This is a genomic window from Streptomyces sp. NPDC048507 (genome assembly GCF_043199995.1).
Classification (GTDB): domain Bacteria; phylum Actinomycetota; class Actinomycetes; order Streptomycetales; family Streptomycetaceae; genus Streptomyces.
The window spans coordinates 17349-38110 of record NZ_JBICWZ010000030.1 but is presented as its reverse complement, the minus strand read 5'-3'; the positions used below and the strand labels follow the sequence as shown (position 1 = coordinate 38110).

Annotated in this window: 16 protein-coding genes; all 16 read left to right on the top strand. The window is 70.2% G+C overall.

The annotated features are described in order from the left end of the window. Positions 1–451: 451 nt before the first annotated feature. The 16 genes from ACGFXC_RS36540 to ACGFXC_RS36465 all read left to right on the top strand — a co-directional run bounded on the left by ACGFXC_RS36540 (position 452) and on the right by ACGFXC_RS36465 (position 20743). Positions 452–1987 carry a flavin-containing monooxygenase gene (locus ACGFXC_RS36540; RefSeq protein ID WP_393719247.1) on the top strand — a complete coding sequence of 512 codons (1536 nt, stop codon included), beginning with the start codon at positions 452–454 and terminating at the stop codon, positions 1985–1987. Continuing rightward, positions 1980–2915, top strand: a complete 936-nt coding sequence (locus ACGFXC_RS36535) for an alpha/beta fold hydrolase (RefSeq protein ID WP_393719246.1) — start codon at positions 1980–1982, stop codon at positions 2913–2915. Before ACGFXC_RS36540 ends, ACGFXC_RS36535 begins: the two co-directional genes overlap by 8 nt. Next, positions 2899–4293: a flavin monoamine oxidase family protein gene (locus ACGFXC_RS36530; RefSeq protein ID WP_393719245.1), complete on the top strand. Its 1395-nt coding sequence runs from the start codon at positions 2899–2901 to the stop codon at positions 4291–4293. The genes ACGFXC_RS36535 and ACGFXC_RS36530 overlap by 17 nt, the downstream gene beginning before the upstream one ends. Then, positions 4290–4994, top strand: a complete 705-nt coding sequence (locus ACGFXC_RS36525) for a transporter (RefSeq protein WP_393719244.1) — start codon at positions 4290–4292, stop codon at positions 4992–4994. Before ACGFXC_RS36530 ends, ACGFXC_RS36525 begins: the two co-directional genes overlap by 4 nt. A gap of 26 nt (positions 4995–5020) precedes the next feature. Continuing rightward, complete coding sequence (locus ACGFXC_RS36520; RefSeq protein WP_393719243.1) at positions 5021–6379, top strand: NAD-dependent succinate-semialdehyde dehydrogenase; 1359 nt, start codon at positions 5021–5023, stop codon at positions 6377–6379. 28 nt (positions 6380–6407) lie between these two features. Then, positions 6408–7523 (top strand): Zn-dependent alcohol dehydrogenase, encoded by a 1116-nt coding sequence (locus ACGFXC_RS36515; RefSeq protein WP_393719242.1) that lies wholly within the window; start codon positions 6408–6410, stop codon positions 7521–7523. Positions 7524–7539: 16 nt separating this feature from the next. Continuing rightward, positions 7540–8796 (top strand): aspartate aminotransferase family protein, encoded by a 1257-nt coding sequence (locus ACGFXC_RS36510; RefSeq protein ID WP_393719241.1) that lies wholly within the window; start codon positions 7540–7542, stop codon positions 8794–8796. A 102-nt stretch (positions 8797–8898) separates the two neighbouring features. Continuing rightward, positions 8899–10455 carry a long-chain fatty acid--CoA ligase gene (locus ACGFXC_RS36505; RefSeq protein ID WP_393719258.1) on the top strand — a complete coding sequence of 519 codons (1557 nt, stop codon included), beginning with the start codon at positions 8899–8901 and terminating at the stop codon, positions 10453–10455. 42 nt (positions 10456–10497) lie between these two features. Then, positions 10498–12177, top strand: a complete 1680-nt coding sequence (locus ACGFXC_RS36500; RefSeq protein ID WP_393719240.1) for a class I adenylate-forming enzyme family protein — start codon at positions 10498–10500, stop codon at positions 12175–12177. A 5-nt stretch (positions 12178–12182) separates the two neighbouring features. Continuing rightward, positions 12183–12965 carry an SDR family oxidoreductase gene (locus tag ACGFXC_RS36495; protein ID WP_393719239.1) on the top strand — a complete coding sequence of 261 codons (783 nt, stop codon included), beginning with the start codon at positions 12183–12185 and terminating at the stop codon, positions 12963–12965. Between the two features lie 27 nt (positions 12966–12992). Next, positions 12993–14231 carry an acyl-CoA dehydrogenase family protein gene (locus ACGFXC_RS36490; RefSeq protein ID WP_393719238.1) on the top strand — a complete coding sequence of 413 codons (1239 nt, stop codon included), beginning with the start codon at positions 12993–12995 and terminating at the stop codon, positions 14229–14231. Further along, complete coding sequence (locus tag ACGFXC_RS36485) at positions 14231–15331, top strand: phosphotransferase family protein (RefSeq protein ID WP_393719237.1); 1101 nt, start codon at positions 14231–14233, stop codon at positions 15329–15331. Before ACGFXC_RS36490 ends, ACGFXC_RS36485 begins: the two co-directional genes overlap by 1 nt. Positions 15332–15453: 122 nt before the next feature. After that, on the top strand, positions 15454–15687 hold the full coding sequence (locus tag ACGFXC_RS36480; protein ID WP_393719236.1) for a hypothetical protein: 234 nt from the start codon (positions 15454–15456) through the stop codon (positions 15685–15687). Next, positions 15684–17336, top strand: a complete 1653-nt coding sequence (locus ACGFXC_RS36475; RefSeq protein ID WP_393719235.1) for a transporter — start codon at positions 15684–15686, stop codon at positions 17334–17336. The genes ACGFXC_RS36480 and ACGFXC_RS36475 overlap by 4 nt, the downstream gene beginning before the upstream one ends. Before the next feature lie 248 nt (positions 17337–17584). Further along, positions 17585–18451, top strand: coding sequence for a phytanoyl-CoA dioxygenase family protein (locus tag ACGFXC_RS36470; RefSeq protein WP_393719234.1), 867 nt, complete (start codon positions 17585–17587; stop codon positions 18449–18451). 48 nt (positions 18452–18499) lie between these two features. Continuing rightward, entirely contained in the window at positions 18500–20743 is a 2244-nt protein-coding gene (locus tag ACGFXC_RS36465; RefSeq protein ID WP_393719233.1) for a SpoIIE family protein phosphatase, read from the top strand. Positions 20744–20762 lie beyond the last annotated feature (19 nt).

The window sequence follows — 20762 nt, the reverse complement described above, 5'->3', positions numbered from 1 at the left end:
CTCGTCATGGGTGGGTGAAGGGGTGCGTGAGGCGGTACGCCCACGCGCGGCATACCGAAGCGGCCTTTCGCGCAGCGAAGCGCGCAGATCCGGCTGCTGCCTCTCCTGTTCGGTCCGGAGAGAAGGTGGCTCCGAGCGGGCCCGCGACGACAGCGGGGTCGGCCTCTTCGTACGACCACAACCAGATGTTTAGCACTACTAAACATCTGAGGGGCAAACCTCTATCCCGCCGCCCCCGCCCCCGCAATGGCTACGAACTCCGCGAAAGGGCGAGTCCCGGCCTCGGTGAAGGTCGCGGCTCGAACATCAGGCACTGTACGGGCGCGCAGCTCCCGGCCCGCCTGTGCATCGTGCACCGAGCCCTGGCAAGAGAGGTGCCCGCTGTCGTTCTCGCAGGCGGTCGCGGCTCGCGACAGTGAGGTAACCGCCACAGGAACAGCGAGGAAACGCCATGACAGCTGAGGTGTTGGACGCCGTCGAGGAGTTCGACGTGGTGATCGTCGGGGCCGGGATCTCCGGGATCGGCGCGGCCACCTATTTCAGCCGGGAGCTGCCTGACAAGTCGCTCGCCGTGCTGGAGGCGCGCGACGACATCGGAGGCACGTGGGACCTGTTCCGCTATCCCGGCATCCGCTCGGACTCCGACCTCCACACGTTCGGATACGCGTTCAAGCCCTGGCGCCACGAAGCCGCGATCGCCGACGCTCCCCTCATCAAGGAGTACCTCCACGAGACCGTCGAGGAGAACGGCCTGGAGCGCGTCCTCAGGCTCGGCCACCGGGTCGTCCGTGCGGAGTGGTCCACGGCGGACTCGCGGTGGACCCTCACCGTCCAGACGTCGGACCCCGCCACGGGAGCGACCCGGACCAGGACGATCCACGCGGGATGGGTCTTCGCCGCCACCGGCTACTACCGGTACGACGAGGGGTTCTCCCCGGAGTTCCAGGGGCGGGACGAGTTCGAGGGCCGGATCGTCCATCCGCAGCACTGGCCCGAGGGGCTCGACTACAGCGACAAGAAGGTCGTCGTCATCGGCAGCGGCGCGACCGCGATCACGCTGGTGCCGGCCATGACCGCAGGGGCGGGCGCCGCCCGGCACGTGACGATGCTGCAGCGCACCCCCACCTACGTCATGGCGCTCCCCCGTGTCGACGGGGTCGCGCTGGCGCTCACGAAGCTGCTCGGGGAAGAGCGCGGGTACGCCGTGACGCGGTTCAAGAACATCTGGACCGAACACGCCGTCGTGAAGGGGCTGCGGAGGTTCCCCAGGGCAGGACGGGCCTTCATCCGGCGCGAGAACGTCAAACGCCTTCCCAAGGGGTTCGACGTCGACAAGCACTTCAACCCGCCGTACGACCCGTGGGACCAGCGGGTGTGCGTGGCGCCGAACGGCGACTTCTTCGACTCGATCACGGACGGAAGGGCCTCCGTCGTCACCGAGGCCGTGGCGCGGTTCAGCAGGCGCGGAATCGTCCTGGCGTCGGGCGAGGAGCTGGAAGCCGACGTCATCGTCACCGCGACGGGGCTGAACCTGCAGCTCTTCGGCGGCATGCCCCTCGTGGTCGACGGGCGCCAGATCGACCTCGCGGACGCGCTCTGTTACCGCGGCATGCTGTTGAGCGGGATCCCGAACTGGGCGATGGCGATCGGTTACACCACCTCGTCCTGGACGCTCAAGGTGAGTCTGATGTGTCGCTACTTCATCGACCTGGTCCGGCACATGGACGCCCGTGGATACGACACGGTGGTTCCGGTCGCACCGTCGGGATTGAACCGCAGGCCCGTCATGGACATCCAGGCCGGATATGCCAAGCGCAGCGAGAAGCTCATGCCCAAGCAGGGCCCCGAAAAGCCCTGGCGGATGGCTATGTCCTACCCCGAGGACGCCAAGGCCCTGCGCGGCCCGGTGGCCGATGAGAACCTCCGGTTCGGCGTCCGCCGGACGGCCGCGCCGGCGCCCGGTGACAGGCGGGGCACCCGTGCCTGAGACGAGCGGCGCCGGGAGCGCCGACCAGTACGCGGCCCTGCCGTCCGGGATGACGATCTGCTTCCGGGACCACGGCGACCAGGACGACCCCGCGATGCTGCTCATCGCGGGACTGGGCGAAGACCTCACCTTCTGGACCGACTCGTTCGTCAGCTCCCTCGTCGCCGGCGGTTTCCGGGTCGTCGCGATCGACAACCGCGACGTGGGCCAGTCGACGTTCGTCGCCGCGCCCCCGCCCGGAACCTGGCGCCAGATCGCCGCGCGTCCGCGCGGCGACGCATACGCACTGGCCGACATGGCCCAGGATGCCATCGGCGTGCTCGACCATCTCGGAATCGTGCGGGTGCACCTGGTCGGGCGGTCGATGGGCGGAATGATCGCGCAGACGATCGCGGCCACAGCACCCGAGCGGGTCCTGTCGCTGGCCTCCCTCTACTCCACGACCGGAGCGCGCAAGGTCGGTCAGCCGGCCCTGTCGACGATGCGGCTCCTCGCCGCCCCGCCGGCGAGGAACAGAACCGCGGCGGTCCGTGCCCACCTGAGGCTCACCCGTCACGTCGCGGGAACGGGGCACCCCATCGACGACGCGGCCGAGGCGGCCATCGCGGCTCGCGGCTGGGACCGCAGCGCCGGCGACCCGGCGGCCGGCACGGCGCGCCAGATCCAGGCCATCCAGCGCTCCGGGGACCGGACGGCCCAGCTGGGCGGGATCAGCGCCCCGACTCTGGTCATCAACGGCGACCGGGATCCGCTGGTGCACCCGAGCGGCGGCGCCGCGACCGTCAGGGCGATCCGCTCGGCGCAGCACGTGGTCGTCCCCGGCATGGGCCACCACATCCCCGAGGGCCTCGTCGGCCCCGTCACCACCTACATCGCGCAGCACGCGAACCGCGTGGGCGAAGGAGGAAACCATGTCCGGATCTCGTAAGTCCCACTCCAGCGAGACCACGGTCGACGTCGTCATCGTCGGCGCCGGCTTCGCCGGTCTGAGCGCCGCCGAACGGCTGGTGAGCATGGGGCGGTCCGTCCTGGTCGTGGAAGGCCGCGACCGGGTCGGAGGCCGCTCGCGCTCCGGTGAGGTGGCGGGCGTGAAGGTGGACCTCGGAGCGACATGGGTGGCACCACGCCACACCGCCATCCGGGACCTCGCGCGCCGGGTGGGGTGCACCACGACCGGCCAGTTCGCCCAGGGCCGCAACGTCCTGTGGCTGGCCGGCCGGCGCCGCACCTACAGCGGCACCATTCCCAAGGTCTCCCCCGCGACCCTGCTGGACATGGCCCGCATGCAGACGGCCGTGAACAAACTGGTCGCGACCATCGACGTGAACGCCCCGTGGGAGACGCCCGGGGCCGACAGGCTCGACGCCCTCTCGTTCGGCGAATGGCTCGACCGGAAGAACGCGCTGCCCAACACCCGTGCGCTGATGACCATCGTGAGCAAGGTGCAGTGGGGCTGCACCCCGGGAGACGTCTCCCTGTTGCACGTACTGCGCTACATCCGTGCGGCGGGCGGGCTCAACCACATGCTGGACGTCGAGGGCGGAGCGAACGAGGACCGGTTCGTCGAGACCACCCAGGAGATCGCGAAGCGGCTGGCGGAGCGGCTGGGCGACCGTGTGCGCCTGGACACGCCGGTGCGCCGCGTCACGCAGGACGACGACGGCGTCACCGTCAGCACCGACTCCGGCGAGATCCGCGCCGGGTACGCGATCGTCACGGCCGCACCGGAGCACCGCGCCGCCATCGCCTTCGAGCCCGCTCTGCCCGAACAGGCCGAAGGGCTCGCGCGAACCTGGCCCATGGGCTCGCTGAGCAAGGCCTTCGTCGCCTATGAGAAGCCGTTCTGGCGGGTCGAGGGTCTCTCCGGCGAGGCGGTGACCGACACCGGAACCGTGTTCATCACCTTCGACGTGTCCCCCGACCCCGGCGGACCGGGCGTCCTGATGACCTTCTGCGACCCCCGCGTCTTCGACGGCTTCGACCCCGAGACCCGACGCGACATGGTCGTCCGGCAGCTCGTCGACCTCTACGGACCGCAGGCCCGCACCTCGATCGACTACCTGGACCACTGCTGGGGATCGGAACCGTTCGCCCCGGGCGGCCCCCACCCTGCCGCCGGCCCCCACGCGACCACGAGTTACGGCAAGGCGCTGACCGAGCCCCACGGGCGCGTCCACTGGGCCGGCACCGAGACCGCCGGCGAATGGGCCGGCACCATGAACGGCGCGGTCTTGGCCGGCCAGCGCACCGCCGAGCGCGTCCTCACCCTCCTGCCCCGCGTCGTCCGAGAGGGGGCGGCTCGATGAGGGAGGTGCTGTTCCTGCTGGCCGACCTGTGGATGATCTTCGTCGGCTACTTCTACGGCTGGAAACTCGTCCGCAGGTACGGCAACTACCTCCTCGGTCTCGAACTGATGGTCGTCGCGACGTCGGGCAGCAACTTCCTGCTCTGGTCGCTGCTCGGCGCCAAGGGCGACAGCGCCCTGTACGACCTGGCGTACTTCCTCGACGCCTTCTCCCGGTCGGTCGGCATCACGCTCATCCTGATCATGGGCCTGATGATGGTCACCCACCGCTACAAGCCGAGCCGCGGCGTCGACATCGCCGTGTTCGGAGTCGCGATCGTGGCCGGTCTGTTCCTCCGTCCGTTCCACGGCGCGGAGCTCCACACGGGCGGCATCGCGTACTGGGTCGCCGTGTTCTACGTCGTCGTCAACCTCCTCACGGCCGCCTTCCTCGGGTACTTCGTCAAGCGGCTCTGGGACGCGGGCGCGAAGCGGCTCGCGATCCGGACGGGCCTGGTCACCGCCGCCGGGACCACCATCGCGTTGATCTACGACTTCTTCCCGCTGCCGTTCGACGACGCGGACCGCACGATCTTCTACACCGCCGCACTGGCGACCTGGGGCACCCAGGGATTCGTCCTCTTCCACGCCTACCGCGCGCTGCACGACCACAACGCGGCCTCGGACGCGAACCCGGCCCGCGCCACCGGCGCCCTCGCATGAACCCGGAACACCGACAAGGAGTCAGCATGGCGAAGAAGCACGTGTACGCGGTGGTGGACCCCGCCACCGGCAAGCTGGTCGAGGAGTACCCCACCGCGACGGACGAGGCGGTCGAGGGGGCGGTCGACGCGGCGGCGGAAGCCTACGCGCAGTGGTCGAGGCAGACCTCGGTGGCACAGCGCGCCCAGCTGCTGAACACCGTCGCCGCCCTGCACGACGAGCGCAGCGCGCACCTCGCCGAGATCATCCACCGCGAGGTGGGCAAGCCGCTGGAGGAGGCCGTCGGGGAGGTCGAGTTCAGCGCCTCGATCTACCGGTACTACGCCGAGAACGCGGAGGAGTTCCTCACCGACGAGCCGATCGAGCTCCTGGAGGGCGAGGGGACCGCCTTCGTCCGTCGCCAGCCGGTCGGCGTGCTGCTGGGGATCATGCCCTGGAACTACCCGTACTACCAGGTGGCCCGGTTCGCCGCGCCCAACCTCGCGCTGGGCAACACCATCGTGCTCAAGCACGCGTCGCAGTGCCCGGAGTCGTCCGCGGCTCTCCAGCAGCTGTTCACGGACGCGGGCTTCCCGCCGGGCTGTTACGTCAACGTCCACGCCACCGGCGAGCAGATCGGTCGCGCTATCGCGGACCCTCGCGTGCAGGGCGTCTCCTTCACCGGTTCGGAGCGGGCCGGCGCACAGGTCGCCGAGCAGGCCGGGCGCAGCCTCAAGAAGGTGGTGCTCGAACTGGGCGGCTCGGACCCCTTCATCGTGCTGTCGACCGACGACCTCGACGCCACGGTCCAGGCGGCGGTCGAGACGCGGTTCGAGAACGCCGGCCAGGCGTGCAACGCCGGGAAGCGCTTCATCGTCGCCGAGGACCTCTACGACGCCTTCCTCGACACGTTCACCGAGAAGGTGCTCGCGCTGACCGACGGCCTGGCGCCGCTCTCCTCGGTCGCCGCCGCCGAGTACGTCGAGGAGCAGGTCGAGCGAGCGGTCGGCGAGGGGGCGACCTTCGTCTCCGCACGGCAGCGCGAGGGCGCGTACTTCCCGCCCGGCGTGCTGACAGGCGTCTCCCCGGCGTCGCCGTCGGCCGCCGAGGAGCTCTTCGGCCCGGTCGCGACCGTCTACCGGGTCGGTTCCGAGGACGAGGCCGTCGAGCTGGCGAACGGAACCCCGTACGGCCTGGGCTCCTACGTGTTCACGACGGACGCCGAGCAGGCGCTGCGCGTCGCCGACAGGATCGAAGCGGGCATGGTCTTCGTCAACGGCGTCGGACTCGAAGGCGCGGAACTGCCCTTCGGCGGTGTCAAGCTGTCCGGTTTCGGCCGCGAGCTGGGCCGGGCGGGAATCGACGAGTTCGCCAACAGGAAGCTCATCCGCACCGCCCGGCCGTGATCACCCAGCGCGCAGAAGGAAACCCCCTGTGACCATCGAATTCGACGCCGCCGTCTTCAGGACCCCGAACGAACCGCTGACCATCGAGCGAGTGACGATCCCCTCGATGCCTCCACCCGGCGAGGTGCTCGTGCGGCTCAAGGCGAGCGGGGTGTGCCACAGCGACCTCCACGTCGTCCTGGGCGAATGGAATGTCCCTTCGCCGATGATCCTCGGCCACGAGGGAGCCGGGATCGTCGAGAGCGTCGGCGAGGGCGTCACGACGCTGAAGAAGGGCAACCACGTCGTGCTGTCCTGGACGCCTTCCTGTCGCCGCTGCCGCTACTGCATCAGTGGCAGGCCCGTCCTCTGCGACATGGTGAGCGAGCACTCGGCGAACCACCTGTCGTTCGACGGCCGGTCCCGGATCACGTCCGCCGACGGGGGCGACGTCCTCAGCTTCGCGGGCCTCGGAACGTTCGGCGAGTACGCCCTCGTGCCCGAGTCGGGCGCGATCGCCGTCCGGGACGACGCGCCGTTCCCGCAGTCGGCCCTGGTCGGGTGCGCGGTCACCACCGGCGTGGGCGCGGCCGTCAACACCGCCAAGGTGCGGCCGAGCGACACGGTGCTGGTCCTCGGCTGCGGCGGCGTCGGCCTGAACGCGATCCAGGGCGCCCGGCTCGCCGGCGCACGGAAGATCATCGCCGCGGACCTCTCCGACGAGAAGCTGGAGCAGGCACGCCTCTTCGGCGCGACCGATCTGATCAACAACGGCCGCGAGGACTTCGCGGACCGGGTGCGGCAGCTCACCGACGGACGCGGCGTGGAGATCGCCATCGAGGCCATCGGACTGCCCCGCACCATCGAGTCGGCCTACGAGGTCCTGGCCCGGGGCGGCACGGCGGTGGTCGCCGGGCAGGTGGCCGACGGCCTGAAGGTCTCCATCGACCCCTTCGTCATGTCCGACCAGGAGCTCTCGCTCATCGGCTCGAACTACGGCTCCAGCAAGCCCGCTTCCGACTTCCCGCTGCTGATCGACCACTACATGAACGACCGCATCGATCTCGACTCCCTGGTGACGAGCGTGATCGGTCTGAACGACGTCAACGAGGCGTTCGACCAGATGAAGCGCGGCATCGGCATCCGCTCGGTGATCACGTACTGAAAGGCAGGGGCGATTCATGGCCCTGGAATCATCACGCTCGGCCTTCGAGCGAGCCCGCCGCAGCGTCGGCGGGGGCGTGGGGTCCGGCCTGCGCGCCGCGATGCCACCCCATCCGCTCTTCGTACGCGAGGCGCGGGGCGCACACGTCTGGGACCTGGACGGCGACCGGTACGTCGACTACGTGATGGCCTGGGGGCCGCTCGTCCTCGGTCACGGTGACCCGCGCGTGCTGTCGGCGGTGTCCGAGGTCGCGCAGACGATGCAGGTCGTAGGCACCGGCCACCCGCTGGAGTACCTCGCGGCCGAAGCGGTCCTCGAAGCCGTGCCGCACGGCGAGCGACTGCTGTGGAGCAACACGGGGACCGAGGCGGTGCAGGTGGCGCTGCGCCTCGCGCGCGCCGCCACCGGGCGACGCCGCGTCCTCAAGTTCGCCAAGAGCTACCACGGCTGGCACGACACCGTGTACGCCGGAATGTCCGAGGACGACTGCGACCGCCCCGCCACCCCCGGTGGGGCGGGACAGTCGGCCAGCGTCCTCGACGACCTGGTCGTGGCGCGCTTCAACGACGTACAACTGGCCGAGCGCCTGCTCGGTGAGGCCGTCGAGCGCGACATCGCGGCCGTGCTCGTCGATCCGGTGATGAGCAACGCCGGCGTCGAAGCACCCTCCCCGCACTTCCTGTCGACGCTGCGGACCCTCTGCGACCGGCACGGCGTCGTCCTCGTCTTCGACGAGGTGATCGCCGGATTCCGGATCGCCCGGGGCGGCGCGGCCGAGAAGTTCGGCGTCCTTCCCGACCTGTCCGTCTTCGGGAAGGCGATGGCCGGCGGCTTCACCCAGAGCGCCGTCGTCGGCCGGGCCGATCTGATCGACCAGGTGGCCTCCGGTGTCGTGCACGCCGGAACCTTCAACGCCAACCCGATCGCGCTGGCGGCCGTCGCGGCGACCATGCGCGCCCTGGCCGACCCCGAGGTCCACGAGCGACTCGAAGGGATCTCGTCCGAGTTCGACACCCTCGTCGGCGCCGTTCTCGCTTCGTCGCCCGACTTCGGCAGCTTCAACCGGGTCGGCTCGCTCCTCCAGTACGTCCCCGCTGGTGGCGCCACCGGGCTCCACGGGACCAGCGGGCTCTGGACCGCGATCCTTGAGGGGATGCTGCGGCAGGGCTTCCTCTTCATGCCGTCCGGCAAGGTCTTCCTCAGCACGGCGCACACCACCGCCGACGTCGAGGCGACGGCCGAGGCCCTCGACCAGCTCCTGCGGACGTTGTGACACCAGCACCGAGTCACGCGTACCCCCCACCCGCTCCGAGCCAGGCCGCGTGTTCTGTTCCTCCGCGGCCTGGCCCGGTCCACCTTTCCGGAAATGGCACCAATGCTGAACCTCTCGGTCCTGCTCGAGGACTCCGCCCGCACGCACCCGAACCGGGACGCCGTCGTCCTGGGCACGACGCGTCTCACCTACGCCCAGATCGACGCCGCCGCCAACCAGGTCGCCAACCTCCTGGTGGACCGCGGCATCTGGCCCGGCGACAAGGTCGCGCTCAGTTGCCCGAACGTGCCCTGGTTCCCGATCGTCTATTACGGGATCCTCAAGGCCGGCGCCGTCGTCGTACCCCTCAACATCCTGCTCAAGGGCCGGGAGGTCGCCTACCATCTCGCCGACTCGGAGGCTAAGGCATACCTCTGCTTCGAGGGCGGCGAGGGCCTGCCGATGGGGGCGGAGGGGCACGCCGGGTTCAGCGAGACCCCTGCCTGCGAGCACTTCTTCCTCATCACCGCCGACCCCGCTGCGGAGAGCCCGATCGAGGGCGCCGAGACCATGGGCGCCGCACTGCGGGTCACCGCGACGACGTTCGACAGCATCGGGACGTCCGGTGACGACCCGGCCGTGCTGCTCTACACGAGCGGTACGACAGGACGGGCGAAGGGCGCCGAGCTCAGCCACGCCAACCTGGTGCTCAACGCCCTCGCGTGCAATCGGCTGTTGGACAACCAGTCGGCCTCGGATACCCATCTGCTGGTGTTGCCGCTGTTCCACTCCTTCGGGGCGACCGTGCAGATGAACGCCGGCTTCTCGACGGCGAGCACACTCGTGCTGCTGCCACGGTTCGAGGCCCGGCAGACGGTGTCCCTGATGCAGCAGGAGGACATCACCGTCTTCGCGGGCGTCCCCACCATGTGGTGGGGCCTCTTGCAGGCCCTCACCGACGACGTCGACGTCGAGAGGATCGCGAGGAACCTGCGCGTCGGCGTCTCCGGCGGCGCCGCGCTCCCGGCGGAACTCATCAAGCAGGTCAGGGAGCGCCTCGGCGTCCAGATCCTGGAGGGCTACGGCCTCTCCGAGACCTCGCCGGTGGTGACCTTCAGCGATCCGGTGCGGGAGCCCCGGCCCGGCTCCATCGGCGTGCCGATCTGGGGCGTCGAGGTCAAGCTCGTCAAGCCGGACTGGTCGGAGGTCGAGGACGACGGCACCGGCAGCGCCGTCGGCGAGATCGCGGTCAAGGGCCACAACGTGATGAAGGGCTACCACGGCCGCCCCGAGGCCACCGCCGAGGCCGTCAGGGACGGCTGGTTCCGCACCGGCGACCTGGCCCGCAGGGACGAGGACGGCTTCTACTACATCGTCGACCGGGCGAAGGACCTGATCATCCGCGGCGGCTTCAACGTCTACCCGCGCGAGATCGAGGAAGTCCTGATGACGCACCCGGCGGTCAGCCTGGCCGCGGTCGTCGGCGTGCCGCACGAGAGCCATGGCGAGGAGATCAAGGCGTTCGTCATCCTCGAACGTGGCGCCGAGGCCCGCCCCGACGAGCTGATCGCCTGGGGCAGGGAGCGGATGGCCGCCTACAAGTACCCGCGCATCGTGGAGATCGTGCGGACCCTGCCGATGACCTCCACCGGAAAGATCCTCAAGCGCGAACTCACGTGACCGGCGCGCCAAGCGCAAGGACACGGATGGGAAGGACGGCAGATGACAGTGGATGACGGACGGCGGCGGGACACGTCCCCCGACGGGTCCGGTGCGGGGCCGGACACGACACCCGGCTCGCTCGTGGCCGCCTGGAGGGCACGCGTCGCGAAGAACCCGGACGGCACGGCGCTCCGTTACTTCGACGGTGCCCTGTCCGCGCGGGAGGTGGACGCGGCGTCGGACGCCCTGGCCGCCGCGTTCGAGGCCCGCGGAACCGGCCGGGGTGACCGCGTCGGCGTGTACCTGCAGAACGTTCCGCAGTACGCGCTGGTGCTGCTGGCCCTGTGGAAGCTGGGCGCCACGGCACTGGGGCTCAATCCCATGTACCGGCGCCAGGAGCTGCGCCGCATCATCGACGATTCCGGGGCGGTCGGCGTCGTCTGCGCGGACGAGGACATCCACGAGACGCTCGGCACGCTGGCGGGGAGCACTGTGCGGTGGCTGGTCAGCACCTCGGCGCTGGACTACCAGTCGAGGAACGATCCGCGGGTCTTCGCGACGGCGCAGCGCCACGCCCCGGCCCCGGACGGCGACCTGGTGGCTCTGATCCGCGAGTTCGAGGGCCGCGGCCCCTCGCCCGTGGAGCCGACCCGCGACGACATCGCGTTCCTGACGTACACCTCGGGGACGACGGGGCCGCCGAAGGGGGCCATGAACACCCACGGCAACGTGCTGACCGTGGTGGAGACCTGCGCGTCGTGGATGGGGGTACGGGACGGGGACGTCGTGCTCGCCATGGCGCCGCTGTTCCACATCACCGGCGCCGTGGTGAACGCGACGATCTCCCTGCTCACCGACACCACGCTCGTCCTGGCGGGCCGGTTCCACCCCGAGGTAGCCCTGGAGACCTTCGTCGAGCACGGGGTGACCTACACGATCGGCTCCATCACGGCGTACAACGCGATCTACGAGCTTCCGCAGGCCGCCCCGGAGCACTTCTCCTCGGCGAAGGCCCTGTACTCCGGGGGCGCGCCGATCCCGCCGGCGACCGTCGAGCGGTTCCAGGAACGCTTCGGCGCCTACCTCCACAACGGCTACGGGATGACCGAGACGACGTCCGCCGTCATCGCCGTGCCTCCGGGAGAACGGGCACCTGTTCATCTGCCGAGCGGGACGCTGTCCGTCGGCAGGCCGCTGCCGCACATCACGGCGCGTGTCGTGGACCTGCACGGCAGTCCGGCGCCCAGCGGGGAGCAGGGCGAACTGGAGCTGAGCGGGCCACAGGTGGTGCCCGGGTACTGGGGAAAGCCCGAGGCCACCCGGCAGACGATGCCGGAGGGCCGGCTGCGTACCGGTGACGTCGCGGTCATCGACGAGGAGGGCTGGGTCTACCTGGTGGACCGGCTCAAGGACCAGATCAACGTGTCCGGGTACAAGGTCTGGCCGCGCGAGGTCGAGGACGCCCTGTACGAGCACCCCTCGGTCCTCGAGGCCGCGGTCGTCGGACAGCCGGACGCCTACCGCGGCGAGACCGTCGTCGCCTACGTCTCGCTCAAGGCGGGTCTGAACGCGACGGCGGAGGAGCTGATCGCCTTCTCCCGCGACCGGCTGGCCGCCTACAAGCGTCCACGCACGATCCACTTCATCGCCGACCTGCCCAAGACCCAGAGCGGCAAGATCCGGCGCGCCGAACTCCGCGACATCGACGGCACCGGGCCGGCATCGCTTCCGAAGGACTGACCCCCATGAACGAGCACCACACCGACCGCGGCCGTTTCTCGGGCCGCACCGCCGTCGTAACCGGCGCGAGCCGGGGCATCGGTCTCGCCGTCGTGGAACGGCTCGTCGCGGAAGGGGCTCGCGTGTGCCTGACCGCGCGCAAGGCCGGGCCGCTCGAAGAGGCCGCCGCCGCCCTCCCCCGGGACAGCGTCATCACCGTCGCCGGCAAGGCGGACGACCCCGAGCACCGCCGCGAGGTCTTCGATACCGTCGCGCGCGAGTTCGGCGGGCTGGACGTCCTGGTGAACAACGCGGGCATCAACCCGGCGTACGGCCCCGTGGTCGGCCTGGACCTCGACGTCGCCCGCAAGGTGCTCGAAGTCAACGTCCTCGCCACCCTCGCCTGGGTGCAGGACGCCGTGGCCCACCCGAAGCTCGGCTTCACCGAGCGCCGCGGCACCGTCGTGAACCTCTCCTCGGTGACCGGCGACACCCCCGCGCCCGGCATCGGCCTCTACGGCGTGAGCAAGGCGGCGGTGTCCCACCTGACCAGGACCCTGGCCGTCGAGCTCGGCCCGGAGATCCGTGTCAACGCCGTGGCGCCGGCGGTGGTGAAGACCCGGTTCGCGGAAGCCCTTTACGAGGGCAAGGAGGCCGAGGTGGCCGCGGAGTACCCCATGAGGCGCCTCGGCGTCCCGTCGGACATCGCCTCCGCCGTGGCCTACCTGGCCTCGGAGGACTCCTCCTGGGTCACCGGCCACATCCTCACCGTCGACGGCGGCCTCACGGTCGCCGGCGGCGCCGCGTAAACCGCGCTCACCCGACAAAGGACAGCCATGACTTTCCCTCATCTTCCGCCCGAGGTCGCGGAGCTGCGCGACCGCACGCGCCGTTTCATCCGCGAAGTCGTCGTCGACGCCGAACCCGCACCGGGCGGACGTCTCGACCAGGCCACCCGTGACCGGCTGCAGGCGGCGGCGAAGGAAGCCGGCGTCTTCGCGCCGCTCGTGCCGAAGGAGTACGGCGGGCAGGGCCTGCCCGTCGAGCACTGGTCGCCGATCCTCCAGGAGGCCGGCTACTCGCCGATCGGCCCCAGCGTGCTCAACTGCATGGCCCCCGATGAGGGGAACATGCACATGCTCAATCTGATCGCGACCGAAGAGCAGAAGAAGCGCTACCTCACACCTCTGGCCGCGGGGGAGATCCGGTCCTGCTTCGGCATGACCGAGCCCCACCCGGGGGCGGGCTCCGATCCGGCGGCCCTGCGCACCGCGGCCGTGCGCACCGACGGCGGCTGGGTCGTCGACGGACACAAGCGGTTCACCAGCGGCGCCGTCGGCGCCCGGTTCTGCATCGTGATGGCCCGGACCCCGGCCGTCGACGCCTCCCCCGAGGGAGCCACCATGTTCCTCGTTGACATGACGAACCCCGGCGTCCGGGTCGGCGAGGCGATCCACACCGTCGACCGCTCCATCGACGGCGGCCACCCCCACCTGTACATCGAGAACTGCTTCGTCCCCGACGACGCGGTCCTCGGCGAGGTGGGCCTCGGCTTCGGCTACGCCCAGGTACGGCTCGGGCCGGCCCGTCTCACCCACTGCATGCGGTGGCTGGGCCTGGCACGCCGGGCACACGACATCGCGCTGGACCGGGCCGCCAGGCGGGAGCTGTTCGGCGGCACGATCGACTCCCTCGGCCTGGCGCAGCACCTGATCGCCGAGTCCGTGATCGACATCGAGACCTCCGACGCGATCATCACCAAGACCGCCGCTCTGCTGGGCGTCGACCCGAAGGCGGGGTCGGCGTTGTCCTCGGTGGCGAAGGTGCACTGCTCCGAGGCTGTCTTCCGGGTGATCGACCGAGCGGTCCAGATCTGCGGCGGCGACGGCGTCTCCGACGTGCTCCCGCTCGCGCAGTACCTCAACGAGGTCCGCCCGTTCCGCATCTACGACGGCTCCAACGAGACCCACCGGTGGGCCATCGCCCGCCGGGCCTCGGCCGGCCGCGCCGCCGCGGTCCGCTCCGGTGAGCCGTACCGGGGCGACGCCGTCGTCGGCCGGGACGGGGGCGCGTGATGCACACCGTCCCCGACGGCGTGGAAGTCGTCGCGAGCCGCGAGCGCGCCCGCCACCTCGACAGCCCTCCGCTCCTGGTGCTCGACGCGGTCACCGGCTTCCTCGACGCGCACGGCATCGGCAGCGGGCCGATCGCGTGGCAACGCATCGGCGACGGCCAGTCCAACGTCACCTACCTGATCGAGCGCGGCGGCGAGTCCGTCGTCCTGCGCCGTGGCCCGCGGCCGCCGCTGCCGAAGTCGACGCACGACATGGTGCGCGAGGCCCGCATCCAGAAGATCCTCGGCCGGCACGGGGTGCCGGTCCCGGAGATCATCGCCGTCTGCGAGGACGAAGGCGTCCTGGGCGTGCCGTTCTATCTCATGTCCCGGCTCGACGGGACGGTCGTCACCGACACGATCCCGCCCCACCTCTCCCCCGCCGCACAGCGCCGGGCCACCAGCGAGGCGGTCGTCGACACCCTCGTCGCCTTGCACGGCATCGACGTGTCCGAAGGGGAACTCGCCACTCTGGGCCGCCCCGAGGGATACCTCGGCCGCCAGGTCGACCGGTTCCGCACCCTGTGGGAGGTCAACGCCACCCGCAGCCTTCCTGCAGTGGAGCAGATCGCGACCTGGCTCGCCCGCAACCTGCCGACGAGCCAGGCAGCCTCGGTGGTGCATGGCGACTACCGCATGGGCAACCTCATGTTCGCCCCCCAGGCGCCGGCCAGGGTCCTCGCGATCCTGGACTGGGAGATGGCCACGCTCGGCGACCCGCTCGCGGACCTGGGGTACCTCACCGCGACCTGGTCCGAGGCAGGCAGTCCTCCCACTCCCCTCGAACTCACCACGGTGACCCGGTCACCCGCCTACCTCACCCAGCGCCGACTGGCGGAGCGCTACCGGTCCGGAACGGGCCTCGACCTGACCGCGCTCCCCTGGTACCAGACCCTCGCCCTGTGGAAGGCGGCGATCTTCTGCGAGGCCATCCACACCCGCTGGCACCGGGGTGAGCGCCCGAACGACACGGCCTTCGGACCGTCGCTCGAAACGGGTGTCCCCCGGCTCCTGGAGAGGGCCGGGCGGTACGCCGGCCTGACGGCGCCCACCCGCCGCTGACACCCGACGCGCCCCGCTGCTGGCTCTTCGCCGGCCTCGCCGCGGCCGGCCGCCCTGCTCCTTCTTCAGAGAGAGGTCCCGTGCCCTCCGCTTCCTCCCGGCACCCTTCCCGTGACACCCGGATGCTGGTTACCGTCAACGCGCTGCAGCTCGCCGTCGGCGTCCTGCTCTCCTGCTCCACGTCCCTCGGAGAGGTCTCCGTGTACGGACGTCTCACCCTCGGCATCGCGTGGGCGTTCACACAGCTGGCCGTCCTCATCGGCGGGACCTGGTGGTACGAGTGCCGGGCCGTGTCTTCCTCCGATCCGGCCTCGGCGACGACCGCCGCTGCGCGTTCGGCCGGGGGCGCGTGGTGACGACGTACCTCCTGAGCGGCGGGTCGCCCGATCTCGTCGGCTCCGCCGCGAGGGGCGCGGTCATCAGCGCCTTCCTCGTCTTCGTCGGCCTCTGCCTCCTGTGGGTCTTCACGCTCGCCACGCAGGACGACGACCCGGAACGCCTCTACGTCGCCGGCCGGTCCCTCCCGCCCGTCTTCAACGGCGTGGCGATGGCGGGGGAACAGATCACGGTCGTCATCCTGGTCTCGCTGCCGGGAGCCATCGCCCTCTTCGGCTACGACGGGGTCTCCAGCGCCGTCGACAGCGCCCTCGCACTCGGCGTCTTCCTGCTCCTCGCCTCCAGGATCCGCGCGACCCGCCGCTACACCCTGGGCGAGCTGTTCTCCCTGCGGGCCGACGGGCCGGGAACACGGATCGCCGGTGCCGTGGTGACACTGTGCATCGCCGTGCCCCTGCTCATGGTCCAACTGCGCGCCAGCGGCATCACCGCAGCCCTTCTGATCGGCATGCCGACCGAGCGGGCCCAGCTGGTGTGTACGGTGCTGATGGGATTCCTAGTCACGTGCTTCGCAGGAGTGGCCGATCTGCGCGGCACCAGCTTCGTCCAGGCCGCCAAAGTGCCCGTAGCCCTGGCGACGCTCGCCGCCGTGAGCCTGCTGGCGCTCCGCCTGTTCAACTGGAGTCCCGGATCGCTCGTGTCGGCCGCCATGGACAAGAGCATGTCGCCGGGCGGTTATCTCAGCCCCGGCATGTGGACGCACACCGCCGGCCTCGGGACGTTCGGCACGCTCAGCGATCACATCGTCGTCATCCTGGGCACCGCAATGATGCCGCACCTGCTCCTGCGCGTCAGCGCCAGCCGGGACGTACCCGCCGCTCGGCGCTCACTGAGCGTCGCCGTAGGGCTGACCGGCCTCTTCTACGTGCTCCTGATCACGACCGGCTTCGCCGCAGCCGCGGTGGTGGGCGGCGGACGTATAGGGGCGGTCGACGCGAAGGGACAGGGAGCTCCGATCTTCCTGGCGTCGGAGGTACTCCCCCACGATTCCACCGGTCGGGTCGTGCTCATCACCATCGTGGCCTGTGTCGCCTTCCTCGCCGTCCTCACGGCCGTGGCGAGCGTGACCTTCGCCGCCGCCGTTTCTGTAACCCGCGACCTGCTCGGGCGGAAGGGGCGCGCCAGGATCGGGATCGGGGAGCCGACGGTCCTGCGGCTGTCCGTCGTCGCGCTCTGCGCCGTGAGCCTTTTCCTCACCACAGCCTTACACCGCTACCCCATCGAGTTCCTCCTCGCCTTCTCGCTGAGCCTCGCGGCCACCTGCGTGTTCCCTGCACTCGTCTATTCCTTCTTCTGGACCGGCTTCGACCGCCGGGGGCTGCTGTGGCTCGTCTACGGAGGGCTGTCCCTCTGCGTGCTCCTTACACTGGCGTCCCCCGCCGTGTCCGGAACGGAATACGCACTGCTGCCGGAGCAGGACTTCAACCTGTTCCCGCTGCACACCCCCGGGCTGGTCTCGGTACCTGCGGCCTTCGTTCTCGGTTGGCTCGGCAGCGCGCGTCCTTGGGAGCGAACGACACACCGCCGGCATACGGCGCCGGAACCGCCTCCTCGAGTGGGTGCCCCCGGGGCGCGCGTCGACTCCGACAAGAACGTCGTGAGCGGATAGCTCCGCCGCGCCCGCGACGGGCCTGGGCATTGTGCACCGGGCCCGGGTCAAGCAGGTGCCCGCTGTCGTTCTCGCTGGTGGCCCCGGCTGGCGACAGTGAGACGACCACCACATGAACGACGCGTGAACGACCTGACCGTCGCACCCGCCCGACGCCACGAGGACGCGCGGGATTCCCCAGAACAGAATGCCCGGCGGTTGGTCGAGCGGTCGATCAACCGTGACCCAGATCGAGGGAGAGGACGCACATGACGATCCAGAAGAAGGCCCCGGCCCTGACCTCCGTGACCGACGACACGCCGGCCGAGGAGATCCTCAGGATCGTGACCCGTGACGGCGGCGTCATCATCAAGGGCTTCCTGACGCAGGAGCAGATCGCCCGCTTCAACGCCGAGATCGAGCAGCCGCTGCGGGCGCTCGCCCCGGGGTCGACCCACGAGAACGAGATCGTGGCCGCGTTCCACGGCAGCAACACCAAGCGCCTCACGAACCTGGTGACGCACAGCGCCACGTTCCGCAGCGAGGTCATCGACCACCCCTTGGTCCACGAGATCAGCGACCTGGTCTTCCTCCAGGAGTCGGGCACCTACTGGATGACCACCGCACAGGTGATCGAGATCGGCCCCGGCAACCAGGCGCAGATGCTCCACCGCGACCTGGAGAACTGGTTCCCCTTCATCGGCATGGGGCCTGTCGGCCCGGAGGTCACCATCAACTTCCTGGTCGCCCTGACCGACTTCACGGAGGAGAACGGCGCCACCCGCGTCATTCCCGGAAGCAACCACTGGAGCGACTTCGAGGACCGCGGGACCCCCGAGCAGACGATCCCTGCCGTCATGGACGCCGGGGACGTCCTCCTCATCAGCGGCAAGACCGCGCACGGCGGCGGGGCGAACCGTACCGGCGATGGGTATCGGCGCGGCCTCGCCTTCACGTTCAACGCGGGCTTCCTCACCGGCGAGGAAGCCTACCCCTTCCTGGTCGACGGGGAGCTCGTCAGGACGCTCTCGCCGCGTGTCCAGCGCATGCTCGGGTTCCGCTCGCAATACCCCACGGGCTCTCCCGGCCTGTGGCAGGTCGACTACGCCGATCTGGGCGAGCACCTCGGCCTCTGAGGGCCGGACCGATCAGAGGCCGCCGTAGCTGTCCGAGGAGCGCACGTCATGGCCTTCCCGTACATTCACACTATGGGAACCGAGGTCGATGCGTTCCTCGGCCGGCTGGCCCGCCACCTCAGACCACAGGTGAAGAGCCTTGCCGGCCTGCTGCTCCAGCGCCTGGGCGGCGAGTTCCCCGAGCTGTGGGAGAACGCGGACATCGAGGCCCTGACCCTGGAGGAGACGGCCCAGCACGTCACCGCCCTGCTGGATCTCCTGGAGAACGACCCCGGCGCGAGCGTGCCGGGGGCCCCTCCGGACGCATTGGACATCGCCCGCCTCTACGCCCGGCGGGGGATCCCGGTAAGCCGGCTCCTCCGTGGCTACCGGCTCGGCCATCTCAGCCTGCTCGAACAGGCACAGGCCGAAGCTCCCCGCCTCACCGGCGACTGGCACATGATCAACCTCGCCACGGTGAAGCTGGTCGCGATCGGTTTTGCCTACGTTGACCGTTCCTCGGAAGAGGTCGTCGCCGCCTACCAGGAGGAACGCGACCGTCTGCTGCAGCGTTTGCTCGCCCTCACCGACCGGGCGAGCAAACTGATCGGGACCACTCTCGACATCTCCCGAACCGCGGAGGAGCTGACGGAAGTCTGCACCGAGGACTTCGCCGACTTCGTCACCGTCGACCTCTTCGACTCCGCACTCGAGGAGACCGGCACCGATCCGCCGGAGGCCCTGGCGCAGCGCCGCGTCGCCCAGCGCTCCGTCCTCGACCACTGTCCGGAGTCCCCGCTCCGCGTCGGTCGGATCCACACCTACCCCGACGGCTCCGAGCCGGTTCGCGCAATCACCACCGGCCGATCCGTCCTGCGCCACATCGCGGGGACCGAGATGCCCACATGGGTGGCGCCGTCGGAGTCCCACGGCCGAGTACTGCGCGACCTCGGTCTTCACTCCGTACTCCTCGTCCCTCTGCACGCCCGCGGAGAGACTCTCGGCCTGGTGCAGTTCGTACGCCACCGTACCTCGGCGCCCTTCGACGACGACGATCTGCTGCTGGCGCAGGAGATCGTCTCCAGGGCGGCGGTGTCCATCGACAACGCCCGCCGGTACACCCATGAGCGTTTCACCGCGCTCGCCCTTCAGCGGACCCTGCTGCCGCGCAACACGGTGGAACAGCCGGCCGTCGAAACGGCTTCGCGTTACCTGCCCGCCGGGTCCCGTGCCGGTGTGGGCGGCGACTGGTACGACGTCATCCCGTTGTCCGGGGCCCGCGTCGCGCTGGTCGTCGGCGACGTGGTCGGTCACGGTCTGCACGCCGCCGCCACCATGGGCAGGCTCCGCACAGCCGTCCGCGCCTTCGCCGACATCGACCTCATGCCCGACGAGCTCCTCACCCATCTGGACGACGTGGTCATCCGCATGCAGCGCGAGGAGTCTGCGGACGAGGGCGAGACCAGCGCCACCTGCCTGTACGCGATCTACGACCCCGTCTCCCGCCGGTGCACCCTGGCCAGTGCCGGCCATGTCCCGCCGACCGTGGTGACCCCGTCGACGATCGGCAAGGTCACCGGCGCCTCCAGGGAGGTCGGGTTGCCGGAGGTGCCGGTCGGGCCGCCCCTCGGCCTGGGCGGACTCCCCTTCGAGACGGTTGAGTTCGAGCTTCCGGCAGACAGCCTGCTGGTCCTGCACACCGACGGGCTGATCGCCGGCCGCATGCGTGACGTGGACCTCGGACTCGCCACGCTGCGCGACGTCCTCGCCTCGGCGCCGGACTCGCTGGAGGACACCTGCGACCTGCTGCTGGCCGCATTGCTGCCCAGCCGCCCCGCCGATGACGTCGCTCTGCTCGTCGCCCGGACCCGTGTCCTCGACCCGGGCCACGTCGCCGTAATGGACCTTCCGTCCGATCCGGCGGCCGTGGCCGGGGCCCGCCGCTTCGCCTCCGACGTCCTGGTGGCCTGGGGACTGGAGGACCTGTCCTTCACCACGGAGCTGGTCGTCAGCGAGCTGGCCACGAACGCGATCCGCTACGGCGGAAGCCCCATCCAGCTACGGCTGATCCTCCAGTCGACGCTCACCTGCGAGGTCTCCGACGCCAGCAGCACCGCCCCGCATCTGCGCCGTGCCCGGACCTTCGACGAGGGCGGCCGCGGCCTGCTCTTGGTGGCCCAGTTCACCGAACGCTGGGGTACGCGACACGGTCGCGAGGGGAAGGTCATCTGGGCCGAACAGGCTCTCCCCGCGGACAGCGCCTCGCCGGTCGGAGAAACATATCGCCTGGCCCGGACCGACTTGATCGATTGACTAAGTCGATATACTGTAC